Genomic DNA, 15219 nt, shown 5'->3' on the forward strand with positions numbered 1-15219 from the left:
TTCAGTTCCCCTGCCCTTGTGGAAAGTCTTCGTCGACGATGCGGTACTCGGCGCTACGCGCGTGGGCGGTCAGCGATTCGCCACGGGCCAGCACGGAAGCGGTTTTGCCCAACTCGGAAGCGCCCTGCTCGGAACAGAAGATGATCGACGAGCGTTTCTGGAAGTCGTACACACCCAGCGGCGAGGAGAAACGCGCGGTGCCGGAGGTCGGCAACACGTGGTTGGGACCTGCGCAGTAGTCGCCCAAGGCTTCAGAGGTGTGGCGCCCCATGAAGATCGCACCGGCGTGGCGGATCTGCGGCAGCCAGGCTTGTGGATCGGCAACGGACAATTCGAGGTGCTCCGGCGCGATGCGGTTGGCCACTTCGATGGCTTGCTCCATGTCGCGCACCTTGATCAGTGCACCACGGCCATTGATCGAGGTTTCGATGATCGCGGCGCGCTCCATGGTCGGCATCAGCTTGGCGATGCTGGCGGCGACCTTGTCGAGGAATTCGGCGTCGGGGCTGACCAGAATCGCCTGGGCGTCTTCGTCGTGCTCGGCCTGGGAGAACAGGTCCATGGCGATCCAGTCCGGATCGGTCTGGCCGTCGCACACCACGAGGATCTCGGAGGGACCGGCGATCATGTCGATTCCGACCTGGCCGAACACGTGGCGCTTGGCGGTGGCGACATAGATGTTGCCCGGGCCGACCACTTTATCGACCTTCGGCACGCTTTCGGTGCCGTAAGCCAATGCGGCAACGGCTTGAGCACCACCGATGGTGAACACACGGTCGACGCCGGCGATGCAGGCAGCGGCCAGCACCAGTTCATTGATTTCACCGCGCGGGGTCGGTACGACCATGACCACTTCGGTGACGCCGGCGACCTTGGCCGGAATCGCGTTCATCAACACCGACGACGGGTACGACGCCTTGCCACCGGGTACGTACAGGCCGGCACGGTCCAGCGGCGTGACTTTCTGGCCCAGCACGGTGCCGTCGGCCTCGGTGTAGCTCCAGGAGTCCTGCTTCTGTTTTTCGTGGTAGCTGCGCACACGGGCGGCGGCGACTTCCAGCGCTTCGCGCTGAGCCACGGTAATGCGCGTCAGTGCCAATTCCAGACGCTCACGCGGCAGGATCAGGTCGGTCATGGACTTCACGTCCAGGCCGTCGAACTGGCGGGTAAAGTCCACCAGTGCCGCGTCGCCACGTTCACGCACAGCCTTGATGATGTCCAGCACCCGCTGATTGACCGAGTCGTCAGACACACTTTCCCAGCTCAGCAGATGATCCAGATGATGCGCGAAATCCGGGTCAGCAGCGTTGAGTCGGCGAATTGCAGTCGGTGCGGTCATAGCGAGAGCCTCATAGGAATGGCAAAAACTCAGGCGCCCTAACTTAGCAGTCGTTTCCGCTTGGGCACCTGAGAATTCTGGCTATGAGGCGGATAGACGGGCGCGACTTAACGTCGCGCAGGTGAATCAGCCGCGGTGTCGAGACTCCACTGCCTTGCGCAGGGTGTCGATCAACGCCTGGATACGGGCGTGCTGCATCTTCATCGAAGCTTTGTTGACGATCAGCCGGGAGCTGATGGCAGCAATGAAATCCTGTGGCTCCAGACCGTTGGCCCGCAGCGTGTTACCAGTGTCGACCACGTCGATGATCTTGTCCGCCAGGCCGATCAGCGGCGCCAGCTCCATCGAACCGTAGAGCTTGATGATGTCGACCTGACGGCCCTGTTCGGCGTAGTAGCGCTTGGCAACGTTGACGAACTTGGTGGCGATACGCAGGCGGCCCTTGGGCTCGACCGCGCCGACCTTGCCGGCGGTCATCAGCTTGCACTGGGCAATTTGCAGGTCCAGCGGCTCGTACAGGCCCTGGCCGCCGTACTCCATCAGCACATCTTTACCGGCGACACCGAGGTCGGCGGCACCATGCTCGACGTAAGTCGGCACATCGGTGGCACGCACGATCAGCAGGCGTACATCTTCCTGGGTCGTGGGAATGATCAGCTTGCGGCTCTTGTCCGGATTCTCGGTCGGCACGATGCCCGCTTCAGCCAGAAGCGGCAGGGTGTCGTCAAGGATGCGGCCCTTGGACAGTGCGATGGTCAACATGGGAAACGTCAGTCCTTATCAAGGTACTCATGCCCGGTCGCAAATGGCGCCGGACACACATCGAGCCGAAAACGGCTCGACTTCAACAAATCAACGGGCATGTCCTTATGCCCATACAGCAGGGACTAGCCCGGAACGCGACGGATCTTGGCGCCCAGCATCTGCAGTTTTTCTTCGATGCACTCGTAGCCACGGTCTATGTGGTAGATGCGGTCGATCAGCGTGTCGCCTTCGGCGATCAGGGCCGAGATCACCAGGCTGGCCGAAGCACGCAGGTCGGTCGCCATCACTGGCGCGCCCTTGAGCTTTTCGGTGCCGGTGACGATGGCGGTGTTGCCTTCGACCTGGATCTTGGCGCCCATGCGGTGCAGCTCGTAGACGTGCATGAAGCGGTTTTCGAAGATCGTCTCGATCACAGCGCCGGTGCCTTCGGCAATGGCGTTGAGGGAGATGAACTGCGCCTGCATGTCGGTCGGGAACGCCGGGTACGGAGCGGTCCGCACGTTGACGGCTTTCGGACGCTTACCGTGCATGTTCAGCTCGATCCAGTCTTCGCCACAGGTGATTTCGGCACCGGACTCACGGAGTTTTTCCAGAACGGCTTCGAGGATGGTCGGATCCGTATCCTTGACCTTCACACGACCACCGGTCACCGCCGCCGCCACCAGATAGGTGCCGGTTTCGATGCGGTCAGGCATTACCTTATAAGTGGTGGTGTGCAGACGCTCGACGCCATCGATGGTGATGGTATCGGTACCGGCGCCGGAAACCTTGGCGCCCATGGCGTTCAGGAAGTTCGCCAGGTCGACCACTTCAGGCTCGCGAGCGGCGTTTTGCAGGACGCTACGGCCCTTGGCCAAGGCTGCGGCCATCATGATGTTTTCGGTACCGGTCACACTGACGGTATCGAAGAAGAAGTGCGCACCGCGCAGGCCGCCTTCAGGCGCCTTGGCCTTGATGTAGCCGCCTTCGACGTCGATGACGGCGCCCATGGCTTCCAGGCCACGGATGTGCAGGTCAACCGGACGCGAACCGATGGCGCAACCGCCAGGCAAGGCGACTTCGGCTTCACCGAAACGAGCAACCATCGGACCGAGCACCAGAATCGACGCACGCATGGTTTTAACCAGTTCGTAAGGTGCGACCAGGGTCTTGATGGTACGCGGGTCGATTTCGACGGCCAGCTTCTCGTCGATCACAGGTTCGATACCCATGCGCCCGAACAGCTCGATCATGGTGGTGATGTCGTGCAGGTGCGGCAGGTTGGCCACAGTCACCGGGCCATCGCACAGCAGGGTAGCCGCCAGGATCGGCAGGGCAGAGTTCTTTGCCCCGGAGATGCGGATCTCGCCGTCAAGACGAGCACCGCCAGTAATAATCAATTTATCCATAAGAATCTCGACGCCCTTGGGCTCAGGTGCGCTCGGCCCAGGCCGCGCTGCTGAAAAATTTCATAGTGACCGCATGGATGCTGCCATCGGTGATCCATGGGTTCAAATGGGCATAGACCTGCTGCTGACGCTTGACCGGGCTCAACGCCGCCAGTTCATCGCTAATCACGTTCAGCTGGAAATTGCAGCCTTCGCCCTCGACTTCTACTTTCGTTCCGGGCAGCTTTCCTTCAAGAAAGCTCTTAACTTCGTTGGCCTGCATGCTCAACCTCAATCGGCGCCCTGTGCGCGCGGGTCGGACATCATACAAAAAAGCCCCGCGCCTGCGAACCCCGCCAAGCAGGACTCAGACGGGGGGCTTCTTCATAGATGCGGGTTAGGGACGCGCCAACAGCTCGGTCAGCTCGCTGACCTGAGCGATTTCACGCATGTCTTCCGGCATCCCACGGATGCTCAGGGCCTTGCCGGCCTCCTGCGCATCACGGATAAAGCACAGCAGCAACGACAAACCGACACTGCTGGACTTGGTTACCGCCGAGCAATCGACCACCAGCGCTGCAGCGTTGCTGGCCTTGATCAGCGCCTTGCCCTGCTCGCGCAGGCCAGGGCCGGTGCGGTAATCCAGCACGCCACTGAGTCGCAGCTCGCCCGCTTCGTCCATCTGGACTGCCGACTCACTCATTGGGCTGACTGCTCTGGTTTCTTGTCGGTGGCTTCCTTGGCCTTGGCGACTTCCCCGGCCCAACTATTGATGGTCTTGTCCAGGTCGTTGCCATTGCGCTGCATCGCATCGGCGAACTGATCGCGGAACAGCTTGCCGATATTGATGCCATTGATGATGACGTTGCGCAGTTTCCACTCGCCGTTGATCTTTTCCAGCGTGTAGGACACTGGATAGATCGAGCCGCTGCTGCCTTTGACAGTCATGCCTACACTGGTACGGTCGCCCGACTCGTCTTTGGCCGGTTCAACGGTGATGCCCTGGTTGTTGTACTCCAGCAAGGCATTGCCATAGAACTGGAACAGACCCTTCTTGAAGTTTTCTTCGAAGGTCTTCATCTGCGCAGGCGTAGCTTTACGCGAGTACTTGACCGTCATGATGCTCTTGGAAATACCCTCGGCATCCACGACCGGCCCGACGATGGTGTTCAGCGCCGCATAAAAGTCTTGCGGATCCTGCTTGTACTTCTCTTTGTTTGCCGCCAGGTCCGCGAGCATACGGTTGGTTGTGTCCTGCACCAGATCGTGCGCCGAAGTCGCCGCTACGGCGTGGGACACCAACGGAAACACCGCGAGCATTACCAACAGGCCACGTCGCAAGATAGAGATCATTTAACAGTTCCTCATTTAGCTTCTTTGCTAACGGTATTGAGCAGGAATTTACCGATCAGGTCTTCGAGCACCAGCGATGACTGCGTGTCATGGATGGTTCCACCATCCTTGAGCAGGGTGTCTTCCCCGCCCACGCTGATACCGATGTACTTCTCGCCCAACAGGCCAGCAGTCAGGATAGATGCAGTGGAGTCCGCCGGCAGATTATCGATGCGTTTTTCCAGCTGCATGGTCACCCGACCGGTGAAACTGTCGCGATCCAGATCGATGGCCGTGACCTTGCCGATGGTCACACCGGCCATGGTCACCTTTGCTCTGACCGTCAAACCGGCGATATTGTCGAAGTAGGCGTAAAGTTTATACGTGTCGGTGCTCGGAGTCGGGGACAGGCCACTGACCCGCAACGCCAACAAGAGCAAAGCCAGGATGCCAGCCAGCAAGAAAAGGCCGACACCGATTTCCAGGGTGCGGTTTTGCATCAGAAATCTCCAAACATCAAGGCGGTCAGAATAAAGTCCAGGCCGAGTACTGCCAACGAGGCATATACAACGGTCTTGGTAGTGGCACGACTGATCCCCTCGGAAGTGGGTTCGCAGTCATAGCCTTGGAATACGGCGATCCAGGTCACGACAAAGGCAAAGACGATACTTTTGATGATCCCGTTGAGCACATCGTCGGCGAACGTCACGCTGTTCTGCATGTTCGACCAGTAGGAGCCCTCATAGACCCCCAGCCAGTCGACCGCTACCCACGAGCCGCCCCAGATACCCACCACGCTGAAAATCATCGCCAGCACCGGCAGGGAAATGAAACCGGCCCACAGGCGTGGCGCGATGATGTACTTGAGCGGGTCGACCCCGATCATTTCCAGGCTGGACAACTGCTCGGTGGACTTCATGTTGCCGATTTCGGCGGTCAACGCCGAACCTGCGCGCCCGGCGAACAGCAAGGCGGTCACCACCGGCCCCAGTTCACGCAGCAGCGTCAGCGCCACCATCTGCCCGACAGCCTGCTCTGAACCATAGCTGGAAAGAATGTTGAAGCCCTGCAGCGCCAGCACCATGCCGATGAACACCCCGGAGACCACGATGATCACCAGGGACATCACGCCCACCGAATGCAACTGCTTGACCAGCAGCCCGAAGCCGCCACCGATACCGCCCCGGCCGAGCAAGGCATGGAAAAGGAACAGGCTCGAACGCCCGAACACCGCCAGCACATCGATGCCGGCCTGGCCGAAGCGGCGAACGCGCTCCATCAATGAAATTCTGCGCATCAGCGCTTCCCCAGAAGATCTGCGCGGTAATCCGTCGCTGGAAAGTGGTACGGAACCGGGCCATCGGGTTCGCCGGTCATGAACTGACGAATGCGCGGTTCATCCGAATTCATCAACTCGTCCGGCGTCCCCTGCCCCAACACCTGACCATCGCCCACCACGTAAATGTAATCGGCAATGCTCGCGGTCTCGGCCAGGTCGTGGGATACCACGATGCTGGTGATGCCCAGCGCATCGTTGAGCAACCGGATGAGGCGCACCAGAACGCCCATTGCGATGGGGTCCTGGCCGACAAAGGGCTCGTCGTACATGAGGATCTGCGGGTCGAGCGCAATCGCCCGGGCCAGTGCAACACGGCGCTTCATGCCGCCGGAAAGCTCGTCGGGCATCAGCTCGATGGCACCGCGCAAGCCCACGGCCTGCAATTTGAGCAGGACAATGTCGCGGATCATTTCATCCGGCAGTTGGGTATGAACACGCAACGGAAAAGCGACGTTCTCGAAGACATCGAGGTCGGTAAACAGTGCGCCGCTCTGAAACAGCACGCCCATATGCTTGCGCGCGTCGAACAGGTCGCTGCGCGACAGTTTTGGCAGGTTCTGACCGTTGACCCAGACTTCGCCCTTGGTGGGCCGCAACTGGGCGCCCATCAGACGCAAGAGCGTGGTCTTGCCACACCCGGAAGGCCCCATGATGCCGGTGACCTTGCCGCGCGGGATACGGATATCGACATTATTGAAAATGCTGCGCGCACCGCGCTTGAAGGACAGTCCCTTCAGCTCGACCGCGTAGGCGTTATCGGCACTCATCTAAACTCCTTGCGATGCAGCCTCTCACTCGGACGCCTGGCTTTCTGACAAAAGCACATACCTCCCGGGCAGGCCGAACTGGCGGCGAACTATATCACTGCAACGGCTGCGCGCCCAAGGCCAAAGCCAGGTCATGTTCAACTGCATGACAGGTTGAAGGCCCCGTTTAGAAGGTTTCCGGCAACAAGGATGGCAATGCGCGACGAACTAGCGTGAGGGATTCGATCATAACCGTTATAATCGCCGCCTTTTCATCAGGCTATACGATTTCTGACATGAGCCAATCCAGCGACCTGATTCAATCTGCACAACGCACCATCCGCCTCGAGGTAGAAGCCGTGCAAGGCCTGCTACCCCATATCGACGCAGATTTCGTACGCGCTTGCGAGATGATTCTGGCCAGCAAAGGCCGCGTGGTCGTGGTCGGCATGGGCAAGTCGGGACACATTGGCAACAAGATTGCCGCGACCTTGGCCAGCACCGGCACCACGGCGTTTTTTGTGCACCCGGCTGAAGCCAGCCACGGTGACATGGGCATGATTACCCGCGACGACATCATTCTGGCGCTCTCGAATTCCGGCTCCACCAATGAAATCGTGACCCTGCTGCCTCTGATCAAGCGCCTGGGCATTCAGTTGATCAGCGTGACCGGCAAGCCTGACTCGCCGCTAGCCAAGGCCGCCGAGGTCAACCTGAACGTTCACGTCGAGCACGAAGCCTGTCCGTTGAACCTCGCCCCCACCTCGTCGACCACCGCCGCCCTGGTCATGGGCGATGCCTTGGCAGTCGCGCTGCTGGAAGCCCGTGGCTTTACCGCCGAAGACTTCGCCTTTTCCCATCCCGGCGGCGCCCTGGGCCGACGCCTGCTGCTGAAAGTGGAAAATGTCATGCACGCCGGGCAAGAGTTACCGCAAGTACAGCGCGGCACCCTGCTGAAGGACGCGCTAATGGAAATGACCCGCAAAGGCCTGGGCATGACCGTGATCCTGGAGGCCGACGGAAAGCTGGCCGGGATCTTTACTGACGGTGACTTGCGTCGCACGCTGGACCGTAGCATCGACATCCACAGCGCTACCATCGACCAGGTCATGACAGCACACGGCAAGACTGCCCGCGCCGAGATGCTCGCCGCCGAAGCGCTGAAAATCATGGAAGACCATAAAATCAACGCGCTGGTCGTAGTCGACAGAGAAGACCGCCCGGTCGGCGCCTTGAACATGCACGACTTGCTGCGTGCAGGAGTAATGTGATGAGTGCGGACCTGCTGCAACGCGGCAAACAGATCAAGCTGGCAGTGTTCGATGTCGATGGCGTGCTGACCGATGGGCGCCTGTACTTCCTCGAAGACGGCAGCGAGTTCAAGACGTTCAACACCCTCGACGGCCAGGGCATCAAGATGCTGATGGCCGCCGGCGTGCAGACCGCCATCATCAGTGGCCGCAAGACCCCGGTGGTCGAGCGGCGGGCCAAAAACCTCGGTATCCCGCACCTCTATCAGGGTCGCGAGGATAAACTGGTGGTACTCGACGAACTGCTGGCCCAACTCAACCTGAGCTATGAACAGGTGGCCTACCTCGGCGACGACCTGCCGGACCTGCCGGTGATTCGCCGCGTCGGCCTGGGCATGGCGGTGGCCAATGCCGCCAGCTTCGTACGTGAACACGCCCACGGCATCACCCTCGCCCGTGGCGGCGAAGGTGCCGCTCGCGAATTCTGCGAATTGATCCTGCGCGCCCAGGACCGCCTCGACGCGGCCAATGCGGCGTACCTGTGAGCCCACTATGCTGAGCAAAAAATTTCGCAACACCCTGATGTTCAGTTGCATCGCGGCGATATTCGCTGCGGTTGGCTACTGGAACATCAGCCCGGAACGCTTCCTCGACAAGCCGGTAATGCCGGTCGATGAAAGCGCGATCGACTATTACGCCATCAACGCCCACAGCGTGCAGTACCTGCCCGACGGCAAGCTGCAATATGATCTGGTGTCCGACAAGGTCGAGCACGTGAAAGCGACCGAGGTGACATTGCTGACCAACCCCGACCTGAATGTTTTCCGCGGCACTGAATTCCCGTGGCACGTCCAGAGCCTGCGCGGCGAGGTCAACCCTGATGGCACACAGGTCGAACTGATCGATGACGTGCGCATCACGCGCTTCGACGAGAAAAACCGTAGAACCCTGATCACCAGCACCCGCATGACCGTGTTCCCGCAGCAGCAATATGCGCAGACCGAGCAAGACGTTAGAATCGACGGCGCTGGCGGTGTATCGACTGGCAAGGGAATGAAAGCGTATTTGAAAGAAAGCAGGATACACCTGCTATCGAACGTAAGAGGACAGTATGAGGCTCGTTAAAACCCTCCCGATTTTGCTCAGTCTGGGCGCAGCACTGGGAAGCGTGAGCGCCTGGGCTCTGCCGGAAGACCAACAGCAGCCTATCCGTATTCAGGCCGACGATGCCCAACTGGACGACAAGCAAGGTATTGCCACCTATAAAGGTGACGTGATCATCACCCAAGGCTCGATGAAGGTGACAGGCAACACCGTTACCATCACCCGCACCCCGGCTGGCGACATTGACGTAGTGACCTCGGTGGGCAACCTGGCGTACTTCGAGCAATTGCAAACGGCTGGCGACACCAAGCCTGTCCAGGGTTGGGGCGTGACGATCCAGTATCACGCTTCGCAAAATCGCGTCGTACTGATCGACAAGGCCAAAGTTGTCGACAAGGACAACAACGTCACCCAAGGTGAGAAAATTGTCTACGACACGGACAAGAAACTCGCCAGCGCCGGTCGCGCCACAGGCAGCAAAGTCACCGAGGCGCGTCCGCGTATCGACATGGTGATCCAGCCGAAGAAGAAAACCGACGAGAAAAAGGCCCAGTAATGGCAACTCTGAAAGCTCAGCATCTGGCCAAGAGCTACAAGAGCCGCCAGGTCGTGCGTGACGTCAGCCTGTCCATCGACAGCGGCCAGATCGTCGGCCTGCTTGGCCCGAACGGCGCCGGCAAGACCACCTGCTTCTACATGATCGTCGGCCTGGTGCAAGCCGATCAGGGCCGTGTCCTGATCGATGACCTGGACGTCAGCCACCAACCGATGCACGGCCGCGCAAAGGCCGGTATCGGCTACTTGCCGCAGGAAGCATCGATCTTCCGCAAACTGTCGGTGGCCGACAACATCATGGCCATCCTCGAGACCCGCAAGGAACTCGACAAGGCCGGTCGTCGCAAGGAGCTGGAAAGCCTGCTGCAGGAATTCCACATCAGCCACATCCGCGACAACCTGGGCATGAGCCTGTCCGGTGGTGAGCGCCGTCGCGTGGAAATCGCCCGCGCCCTGGCCACCAACCCGAAATTCATCCTCCTCGACGAGCCCTTCGCCGGCGTGGACCCGATTTCGGTCGGCGACATCAAGCAGATCATTCACCACCTCAAGGCCAAGGGCATTGGCGTGCTGATCACGGACCACAACGTTCGTGAAACCCTGGATATCTGTGAAACCGCCTATATCGTCAATGACGGCCAACTGATTGCCGAAGGCGACGCAGAGACCATCCTGGCCAACGACCTGGTCAAGGAAGTGTATCTGGGCCATGAGTTCCGCCTGTAAGCGCTGAGCCGTGCCCAGGCAGTTGCCCGGGCACCTGACCAGCCACTCACCAGCGCCTGCGTGCCGACAAGCGTGGTCAGCCCTCGACAAGGGCAGCGCAGCAACACCGCTTTATAGTTTTTTATTGTTACAGCGCTCTAGGCAAACCCTTTAGTTTCAGGCATATAATTTGCTTAAGTTTGGCGCCCCGGCGCCCTGTAGTGGATGGCGCATGTGCGCCGGCGAATAAGGTGTTAAGCCCCTGCCATGAAACCATCGCTAGTCTTGAGAATGGGCCAGCAGCTGACGATGACACCGCAGCTGCAACAGGCCATCCGCCTGCTCCAATTGTCGACCCTGGACCTGCAACAGGAAATCCAGGAGGCCCTGGAGTCCAATCCGATGCTCGAACGCCAGGAAGAAGGCGACGACTTCGACAATTCCGACCCCCTGGCCGACAACGCCGAACAAAAGCCCAACACCGACATCCAGGAGCCCTCCTACCAGGAAAGCGCCCCGACGGTTGATAACCTCGATGAGGGTGACTGGAACGAGCGTATCCCCAACGAACTCCCCGTCGACACCGCGTGGGAAGACGTTTACCAGACCAGCGCCAGCAGCCTGCCCAGCAATGATGATGACGAGTGGGACTTCACCACCCGCACCTCGGCCGGCGAAAGCCTGCAGAGCCACTTGCTGTGGCAATTGAACCTGGCCCCGATGTCCGACACCGATCGCCTGATCGCCGTGACCCTGATCGACTGCATCAACAATCAGGGCTACCTGGACGAAACCCTCGAGGAAATCCTCGAAGCGTTCGACCCGGAACTGGACATCGAACTGGACGAAATCGAAGCCGTCCTGCACCGCATCCAGCAATTCGAGCCCGCCGGCATCGGCGCCCGCAACCTGGGCGAATGCCTGCTGCTGCAATTGCGCCAGCTGCCTGCCAAGACCCCTTGGCTGGCCGAGGCCAAGCGCCTGGTCACCGATTACATCGACCTGCTTGGCAGCCGCGACTACAGCCAGTTGATGCGTCGCATGAAGCTCAAGGAAGATGAGCTGCGCCAGGTCATCGAGCTGGTCCAGAGCCTCAACCCGCGCCCGGGCTCGCAGATCGAGTCCACCGAAGCCGAGTACGTCGTTCCTGACGTCATCGTACGCAAGGACAACGAGCGCTGGCTGGTGGAGCTCAATCAGGAGTCGGTGCCACGGCTGCGGGTCAATGCCCAGTACGCCGGTTTCGTGCGCCGCGCCGACACCAGCGCCGACAATACCTTCATGCGCAATCAGTTGCAGGAGGCCCGCTGGTTCATCAAGAGCCTGCAAAGCCGCAATGAAACCCTGATGAAGGTTGCCACCCAGATCGTCGAGCATCAGCGCGGCTTTCTGGAGTACGGCGACGAAGCCATGAAGCCGCTGGTCCTGCATGACATCGCCGAAGCGGTCGGCATGCATGAGTCGACGATTTCACGGGTGACCACCCAGAAGTTCATGCACACCCCCCGGGGCATTTATGAACTGAAGTACTTTTTTTCCAGTCACGTAAGCACCTCCGAAGGCGGCGAATGCTCGTCCACGGCGATCCGGGCGATCATCAAAAAACTGGTTGCAGCGGAAAATCAGAAAAAGCCGTTGAGTGACAGCAAGATCGCTGGTTTACTGGAGGCACAAGGCATTCAGGTGGCTCGCCGCACCGTCGCCAAGTACCGCGAATCCCTCGGGATCGCGCCTTCGAGCGAACGCAAGCGGTTGATGTAGGGCCACGCCACAGCGTTCCAGTGGTAGATCATCTGATCTGCCGCTTTATGCACTGGCAACGAAGGAGAAGCTGTATGCAAGTCAACATCAGTGGACACCAACTGGAAGTGACCGAACCTCTTCGCACCTACATCGGCGAAAAACTCGAACGATTGGAGCGACATTTCGACAAGATCACTAATGTGCAGGTCACGATGACCGTCGAAAAACTGAAGCAGAAAATCGAAGCCACGCTGCATATTCCCGGGAATGAAGTGGTCGCCAACGCGGAACATACCGATATGTATGCCGCGATCGACGCACTCACCGACAAGCTGGATAAACAACTCAAAAAGCATAAGGAAAAGACCCAGAGCCTCCTCCAGGGCGCAACCGGTCGTTAACACTCCCAACCCATGATCCGACTTGAAAGTATCCTGACCCCCGGCCGTTCCCTGGTGAACGTGCCGGGAGGCAGTAAAAAGAAAGCCCTCGAACAAATTGCCAATCTTATCGCCCGCGAAGTGCCGGCCCTGGAGATGCAAGATGTCTTCGAGGCGCTGATCGCCCGTGAAAAACTCGGCTCCACCGGGTTTGGCAATGGCATCGCTATTCCACATTGCCGTCTCAAGGGCTGTGTTTCGCCCATCAGTGCATTGATGCACCTGGACGCCCCTATCGATTTCGACGCCATCGACGGCGCGCCGGTTGACCTGCTGTTCGTGCTGTTGGTCCCGGAAGCCGCCACCGATGCGCACCTTGAGCTGCTGCGACAGATCGCCAGCATGCTCGACCGCAAGGAAGTTCGCGAAAAGCTGCGTAGTGCTGCAAGCAACGAAGCCCTGTATCAGGTTGTCCTTGACGAGCAAAACGGTCAGTAATCATGCGCTTGATCATCGTCAGTGGCCGTTCCGGCTCAGGTAAAAGTACCGCCCTCGACGTTCTTGAGGACAGCGGCTACTACTGCATCGACAACCTGCCAGCCGGTCTGCTGCCGGAGCTGGCCGAACGCGCCCTGGTTCATACCGAGATGTTGCAGCCGCTGGTCGCCGTTTCCATTGACGCGCGCAACCTGCCCAGCCACCTGTCACGCTTCCCCGACCTGCTCGAGGAAGTCCGTGCCCGCCATATCCAGTGCGATGTGCTGTACCTGGACGCCGACGAAGAAACCCTGCTCAAGCGTTTCTCGGAAACCCGCCGACGTCACCCCCTGACCAACGCCAACCGCTCGCTGGCCGAAGCCATCAACGTTGAGAGCGTCCTGCTCGGGCCGATTGCCGACCTTGCCGATCTCAAGATCAACACCACCAGCCTGAACCTCTATCAACTGCGCGATGCCATCAAACTGCGTCTGTTGAATCAGCCGGAGCCGGGGACTGCGTTCCTGGTGGAATCCTTCGGCTTCAAGCGCGGCATGCCGGTGGACGCCGACCTGGTGTTCGATGTGCGCTGCCTGCCCAACCCTTACTGGAAACCGGAGTTGCGCGAACAGTCCGGGCTCGATCAACCGGTTGCCGAATACCTGGCGGCTCAGCCGGATGTCGAAGAGATGTTCCAGGACATTTCCACATACCTGCTAAAGTGGCTGCCTCGCTTTGCCGCCAGCAACCGCGCCTACGTCACCATTGCCATTGGCTGCACTGGCGGACATCACCGCTCCGTCTACCTGACCGAGCGCCTGGGGCAAACGCTGCAACAATCCCTGAAGAACGTCCAGGTCCGCCACCGCGACCTCAGCTAAAGGATTCACATCGCGATGCCTGCTCTGGAAATCGAAATCATCAATAAACTGGGTCTGCACGCTCGCGCTTCTGCAAAATTCGTTGGGGTAGCAGGTCAGTTCCCGTGCCAGATCAGGGCCGGACGTACACCACAGTCCATGGTCGATGGCAAAAGCATCATGGCGATGATGATGCTGGCCGCCGGCAAAGGCACCACGATCCACTTGAGCACAGAAGGCGAGCAGGAACAGGAAGCGCTGGATGCTCTGGTGGCGTTGATCAACAACTTCTTCGACGAAGGCGAGTAATACAACCACAAAAGCCCCTCACCACAAATCAAGCGAGGGCTGTATCCATCACCATCATCAAACAAAACCCCATCAGCAGCCCGAGGCTGGCAAGCTTGTCATGACCATTGCGGCGCGACTCGGGAATGACTTCGTGGGTCACCACCAGCAGCATCGCCCCCGCCGCCAGCGCCAATCCCAAAGGCAGCAGCAGTTCGGCCAGGCTCACCAGCCACGCGCATAGCAGTGCGAACACCGGTTCTACCAAACCTGACGCCGCACCGATCAGGAACGCCTTGCCCCGGGACATCCCTGCCCCGGCCAGCACCAAAGCGATGACCAACCCTTCCGGTACATCCTGCAAGGCAATGCCCATGGCCAGGCTGTCGGCGTCAGGCATTGCGCCACCGGCCGAAACACCTACCGCCATGCCTTCCGGGATGTTGTGGGCGATGATGGCAAATACGAACAGCCAGATCCGCGGAGCAATGACCGGTCGTTCCAGCGTGCCGACCAGCATGTCCGGGCTGGCGCCAGAGACCTTCCGATCCACCAGGAACAACAGGAAGGCGCCGAGCATAATGCCGAAGCTGATCAGCCCACTGGACGCCCAAGGTGACAGTCCAAGCCCTTCGGCGGCAGAGATGCCCGGAACGATCAGCGAAAATGCCGTCGCAGCCAGCATCACACCAGCGCCAAAGCCAAGCAAAGTGTCGCTGAGCCTCTGCGGCATCCGCCGAATCACCAACACCGGCACCGCGCCCAGCGCGGTACCCAAGGCGCAGATCGCACCGCCCTGCAGTGCGCGCAGCAACTTCGGCTCAAGGTCGAGCCATGCCAGCCCATGGGCAACCAAAAGGCTCATTCCCGCCAGCAGTAACAGCGATCCGAACGCGTAACGAAACATCCGTCCATTTCCGATCGCCAGTGTTTCAGTGCCCATAGTCCAGCCTTGGATTGTTTTTATGG

The 15219-nt window shown here is 59.7% G+C and carries 20 protein-coding genes; 10 read left to right on the forward strand and 10 right to left on the reverse strand.

The features are described 5' to 3' along the window. Window position 1: 1 nt before the first annotated feature. The 9 genes from hisD to KGA98_RS03885 form a co-directional block, all read right to left on the reverse strand. Window positions 2-1339, reverse strand: a complete 1338-nt coding sequence (gene hisD, locus KGA98_RS03845) for a histidinol dehydrogenase (protein WP_223501364.1) — start codon at window positions 1337-1339, stop codon at window positions 2-4. A gap of 126 nt (window positions 1340-1465) precedes the next feature. After that, a complete protein-coding gene (gene hisG / locus KGA98_RS03850) occupies window positions 1466-2101 on the reverse strand; it encodes an ATP phosphoribosyltransferase (RefSeq protein WP_008018703.1) in 636 nt (211 codons plus the stop codon). A 125-nt stretch (window positions 2102-2226) separates the two neighbouring features. Continuing rightward, entirely contained in the window at window positions 2227-3492 is a 1266-nt protein-coding gene (gene murA, locus KGA98_RS03855) for a UDP-N-acetylglucosamine 1-carboxyvinyltransferase (RefSeq protein WP_056728381.1), read from the reverse strand. A 22-nt stretch (window positions 3493-3514) separates the two neighbouring features. Further along, window positions 3515-3754 (reverse strand): BolA family protein, encoded by a 240-nt coding sequence (locus tag KGA98_RS03860; RefSeq protein WP_020796650.1) that lies wholly within the window; start codon window positions 3752-3754, stop codon window positions 3515-3517. Window positions 3755-3868: 114 nt separating this feature from the next. After that, window positions 3869-4174 carry a lipid asymmetry maintenance protein MlaB gene (locus KGA98_RS03865; protein ID WP_057716413.1) on the reverse strand — a complete coding sequence of 102 codons (306 nt, stop codon included), beginning with the start codon at window positions 4172-4174 and terminating at the stop codon, window positions 3869-3871. Beyond that, window positions 4171-4824 (reverse strand): phospholipid-binding protein MlaC, encoded by a 654-nt coding sequence (locus KGA98_RS03870; protein WP_150812804.1) that lies wholly within the window; start codon window positions 4822-4824, stop codon window positions 4171-4173. The genes KGA98_RS03865 and KGA98_RS03870 overlap by 4 nt, the downstream gene beginning before the upstream one ends. Before the next feature lie 11 nt (window positions 4825-4835). Then, the gene (gene mlaD, locus KGA98_RS03875; protein WP_007970271.1) at window positions 4836-5303 is read right to left on the reverse strand and encodes an outer membrane lipid asymmetry maintenance protein MlaD; all 468 of its coding nucleotides are present in this window, start codon (window positions 5301-5303) and stop codon (window positions 4836-4838) included. Further along, window positions 5303-6100 carry a lipid asymmetry maintenance ABC transporter permease subunit MlaE gene (mlaE, locus tag KGA98_RS03880; protein ID WP_057716415.1) on the reverse strand — a complete coding sequence of 266 codons (798 nt, stop codon included), beginning with the start codon at window positions 6098-6100 and terminating at the stop codon, window positions 5303-5305. The genes mlaD and mlaE overlap by 1 nt, the downstream gene beginning before the upstream one ends. Continuing rightward, window positions 6100-6909, reverse strand: a complete 810-nt coding sequence (locus tag KGA98_RS03885; protein WP_007986707.1) for an ATP-binding cassette domain-containing protein — start codon at window positions 6907-6909, stop codon at window positions 6100-6102. The genes mlaE and KGA98_RS03885 overlap by 1 nt, the downstream gene beginning before the upstream one ends. A gap of 275 nt (window positions 6910-7184) precedes the next feature. Between KGA98_RS03885 and KGA98_RS03890 the strand changes: the two genes are divergently transcribed. The 10 genes from KGA98_RS03890 to KGA98_RS03935 all read left to right on the forward strand — a co-directional run bounded on the left by KGA98_RS03890 (window position 7185) and on the right by KGA98_RS03935 (window position 14271). Beyond that, a complete protein-coding gene (locus tag KGA98_RS03890; RefSeq protein ID WP_223501368.1) occupies window positions 7185-8159 on the forward strand; it encodes a KpsF/GutQ family sugar-phosphate isomerase in 975 nt (324 codons plus the stop codon). Further along, the gene (locus KGA98_RS03895) at window positions 8159-8683 is read left to right on the forward strand and encodes a KdsC family phosphatase (protein ID WP_008018712.1); all 525 of its coding nucleotides are present in this window, start codon (window positions 8159-8161) and stop codon (window positions 8681-8683) included. Before KGA98_RS03890 ends, KGA98_RS03895 begins: the two co-directional genes overlap by 1 nt. A 7-nt stretch (window positions 8684-8690) precedes the next feature. Beyond that, window positions 8691-9263, forward strand: a complete 573-nt coding sequence (gene lptC, locus KGA98_RS03900; RefSeq protein ID WP_154910433.1) for an LPS export ABC transporter periplasmic protein LptC — start codon at window positions 8691-8693, stop codon at window positions 9261-9263. Then, complete coding sequence (gene lptA, locus KGA98_RS03905; RefSeq protein ID WP_057716418.1) at window positions 9250-9798, forward strand: lipopolysaccharide transport periplasmic protein LptA; 549 nt, start codon at window positions 9250-9252, stop codon at window positions 9796-9798. Before lptC ends, lptA begins: the two co-directional genes overlap by 14 nt. Next, the gene (gene lptB, locus KGA98_RS03910; protein ID WP_008054366.1) at window positions 9798-10523 is read left to right on the forward strand and encodes an LPS export ABC transporter ATP-binding protein; all 726 of its coding nucleotides are present in this window, start codon (window positions 9798-9800) and stop codon (window positions 10521-10523) included. The genes lptA and lptB overlap by 1 nt, the downstream gene beginning before the upstream one ends. A 246-nt stretch (window positions 10524-10769) precedes the next feature. Further along, window positions 10770-12263, forward strand: a complete 1494-nt coding sequence (locus KGA98_RS03915) for an RNA polymerase factor sigma-54 (RefSeq protein ID WP_015093497.1) — start codon at window positions 10770-10772, stop codon at window positions 12261-12263. A 74-nt stretch (window positions 12264-12337) separates the two neighbouring features. Continuing rightward, the gene (hpf, locus tag KGA98_RS03920) at window positions 12338-12646 is read left to right on the forward strand and encodes a ribosome hibernation-promoting factor, HPF/YfiA family (protein WP_007941242.1); all 309 of its coding nucleotides are present in this window, start codon (window positions 12338-12340) and stop codon (window positions 12644-12646) included. A 12-nt stretch (window positions 12647-12658) separates the two neighbouring features. Further along, the gene (gene ptsN, locus KGA98_RS03925) at window positions 12659-13123 is read left to right on the forward strand and encodes a PTS IIA-like nitrogen regulatory protein PtsN (protein ID WP_008046148.1); all 465 of its coding nucleotides are present in this window, start codon (window positions 12659-12661) and stop codon (window positions 13121-13123) included. A gap of 2 nt (window positions 13124-13125) precedes the next feature. After that, window positions 13126-13983, forward strand: coding sequence for an RNase adapter RapZ (gene rapZ / locus KGA98_RS03930; RefSeq protein ID WP_102669082.1), 858 nt, complete (start codon window positions 13126-13128; stop codon window positions 13981-13983). A 15-nt stretch (window positions 13984-13998) separates the two neighbouring features. Then, the gene (locus KGA98_RS03935) at window positions 13999-14271 is read left to right on the forward strand and encodes an HPr family phosphocarrier protein (RefSeq protein ID WP_057716420.1); all 273 of its coding nucleotides are present in this window, start codon (window positions 13999-14001) and stop codon (window positions 14269-14271) included. 28 nt (window positions 14272-14299) lie between these two features. Here KGA98_RS03935 and KGA98_RS03940 read toward each other — a convergent pair whose 3' ends face one another. Then, window positions 14300-15193 carry a ZIP family metal transporter gene (locus KGA98_RS03940; protein WP_057716421.1) on the reverse strand — a complete coding sequence of 298 codons (894 nt, stop codon included), beginning with the start codon at window positions 15191-15193 and terminating at the stop codon, window positions 14300-14302. Window positions 15194-15219 lie beyond the last annotated feature (26 nt).

It is taken from the genome of Pseudomonas sp. BF-R-24, from assembly GCF_019947335.1.
Taxonomy (GTDB): domain Bacteria; phylum Pseudomonadota; class Gammaproteobacteria; order Pseudomonadales; family Pseudomonadaceae; genus Aquipseudomonas; species Aquipseudomonas jessenii.

What these genes read in the sequence shown, in the direction of transcription:
- hisD (WP_223501364.1), bottom strand. Translation starts at nt 1,339, where the DNA reads ATGACCGCACCGACTGCAATTCGCCGACTCAACGCTGCTGACCCGGAT.
- hisG (WP_008018703.1), bottom strand. Translation starts at nt 2,101, where the DNA reads ATGTTGACCATCGCACTGTCCAAGGGCCGCATCCTTGACGACACCCTG.
- murA (WP_056728381.1), bottom strand. Translation starts at nt 3,492, where the DNA reads ATGGATAAATTGATTATTACTGGCGGTGCTCGTCTTGACGGCGAGATC.
- KGA98_RS03860 (WP_020796650.1), bottom strand. Translation starts at nt 3,754, where the DNA reads ATGCAGGCCAACGAAGTTAAGAGCTTTCTTGAAGGAAAGCTGCCCGGA.
- KGA98_RS03865 (WP_057716413.1), bottom strand. Translation starts at nt 4,174, where the DNA reads ATGAGTGAGTCGGCAGTCCAGATGGACGAAGCGGGCGAGCTGCGACTC.
- KGA98_RS03870 (WP_150812804.1), bottom strand. Translation starts at nt 4,824, where the DNA reads ATGATCTCTATCTTGCGACGTGGCCTGTTGGTAATGCTCGCGGTGTTT.
- mlaD (WP_007970271.1), bottom strand. Translation starts at nt 5,303, where the DNA reads ATGCAAAACCGCACCCTGGAAATCGGTGTCGGCCTTTTCTTGCTGGCT.
- mlaE (WP_057716415.1), bottom strand. Translation starts at nt 6,100, where the DNA reads ATGCGCAGAATTTCATTGATGGAGCGCGTTCGCCGCTTCGGCCAGGCC.
- KGA98_RS03885 (WP_007986707.1), bottom strand. Translation starts at nt 6,909, where the DNA reads ATGAGTGCCGATAACGCCTACGCGGTCGAGCTGAAGGGACTGTCCTTC.
- KGA98_RS03890 (WP_223501368.1), top strand. Translation starts at nt 7,185, where the DNA reads ATGAGCCAATCCAGCGACCTGATTCAATCTGCACAACGCACCATCCGC.
- KGA98_RS03895 (WP_008018712.1), top strand. Translation starts at nt 8,159, where the DNA reads ATGAGTGCGGACCTGCTGCAACGCGGCAAACAGATCAAGCTGGCAGTG.
- lptC (WP_154910433.1), top strand. Translation starts at nt 8,691, where the DNA reads ATGCTGAGCAAAAAATTTCGCAACACCCTGATGTTCAGTTGCATCGCG.
- lptA (WP_057716418.1), top strand. Translation starts at nt 9,250, where the DNA reads ATGAGGCTCGTTAAAACCCTCCCGATTTTGCTCAGTCTGGGCGCAGCA.
- lptB (WP_008054366.1), top strand. Translation starts at nt 9,798, where the DNA reads ATGGCAACTCTGAAAGCTCAGCATCTGGCCAAGAGCTACAAGAGCCGC.
- KGA98_RS03915 (WP_015093497.1), top strand. Translation starts at nt 10,770, where the DNA reads ATGAAACCATCGCTAGTCTTGAGAATGGGCCAGCAGCTGACGATGACA.
- hpf (WP_007941242.1), top strand. Translation starts at nt 12,338, where the DNA reads ATGCAAGTCAACATCAGTGGACACCAACTGGAAGTGACCGAACCTCTT.
- ptsN (WP_008046148.1), top strand. Translation starts at nt 12,659, where the DNA reads ATGATCCGACTTGAAAGTATCCTGACCCCCGGCCGTTCCCTGGTGAAC.
- rapZ (WP_102669082.1), top strand. Translation starts at nt 13,126, where the DNA reads ATGCGCTTGATCATCGTCAGTGGCCGTTCCGGCTCAGGTAAAAGTACC.
- KGA98_RS03935 (WP_057716420.1), top strand. Translation starts at nt 13,999, where the DNA reads ATGCCTGCTCTGGAAATCGAAATCATCAATAAACTGGGTCTGCACGCT.
- KGA98_RS03940 (WP_057716421.1), bottom strand. Translation starts at nt 15,193, where the DNA reads ATGGGCACTGAAACACTGGCGATCGGAAATGGACGGATGTTTCGTTAC.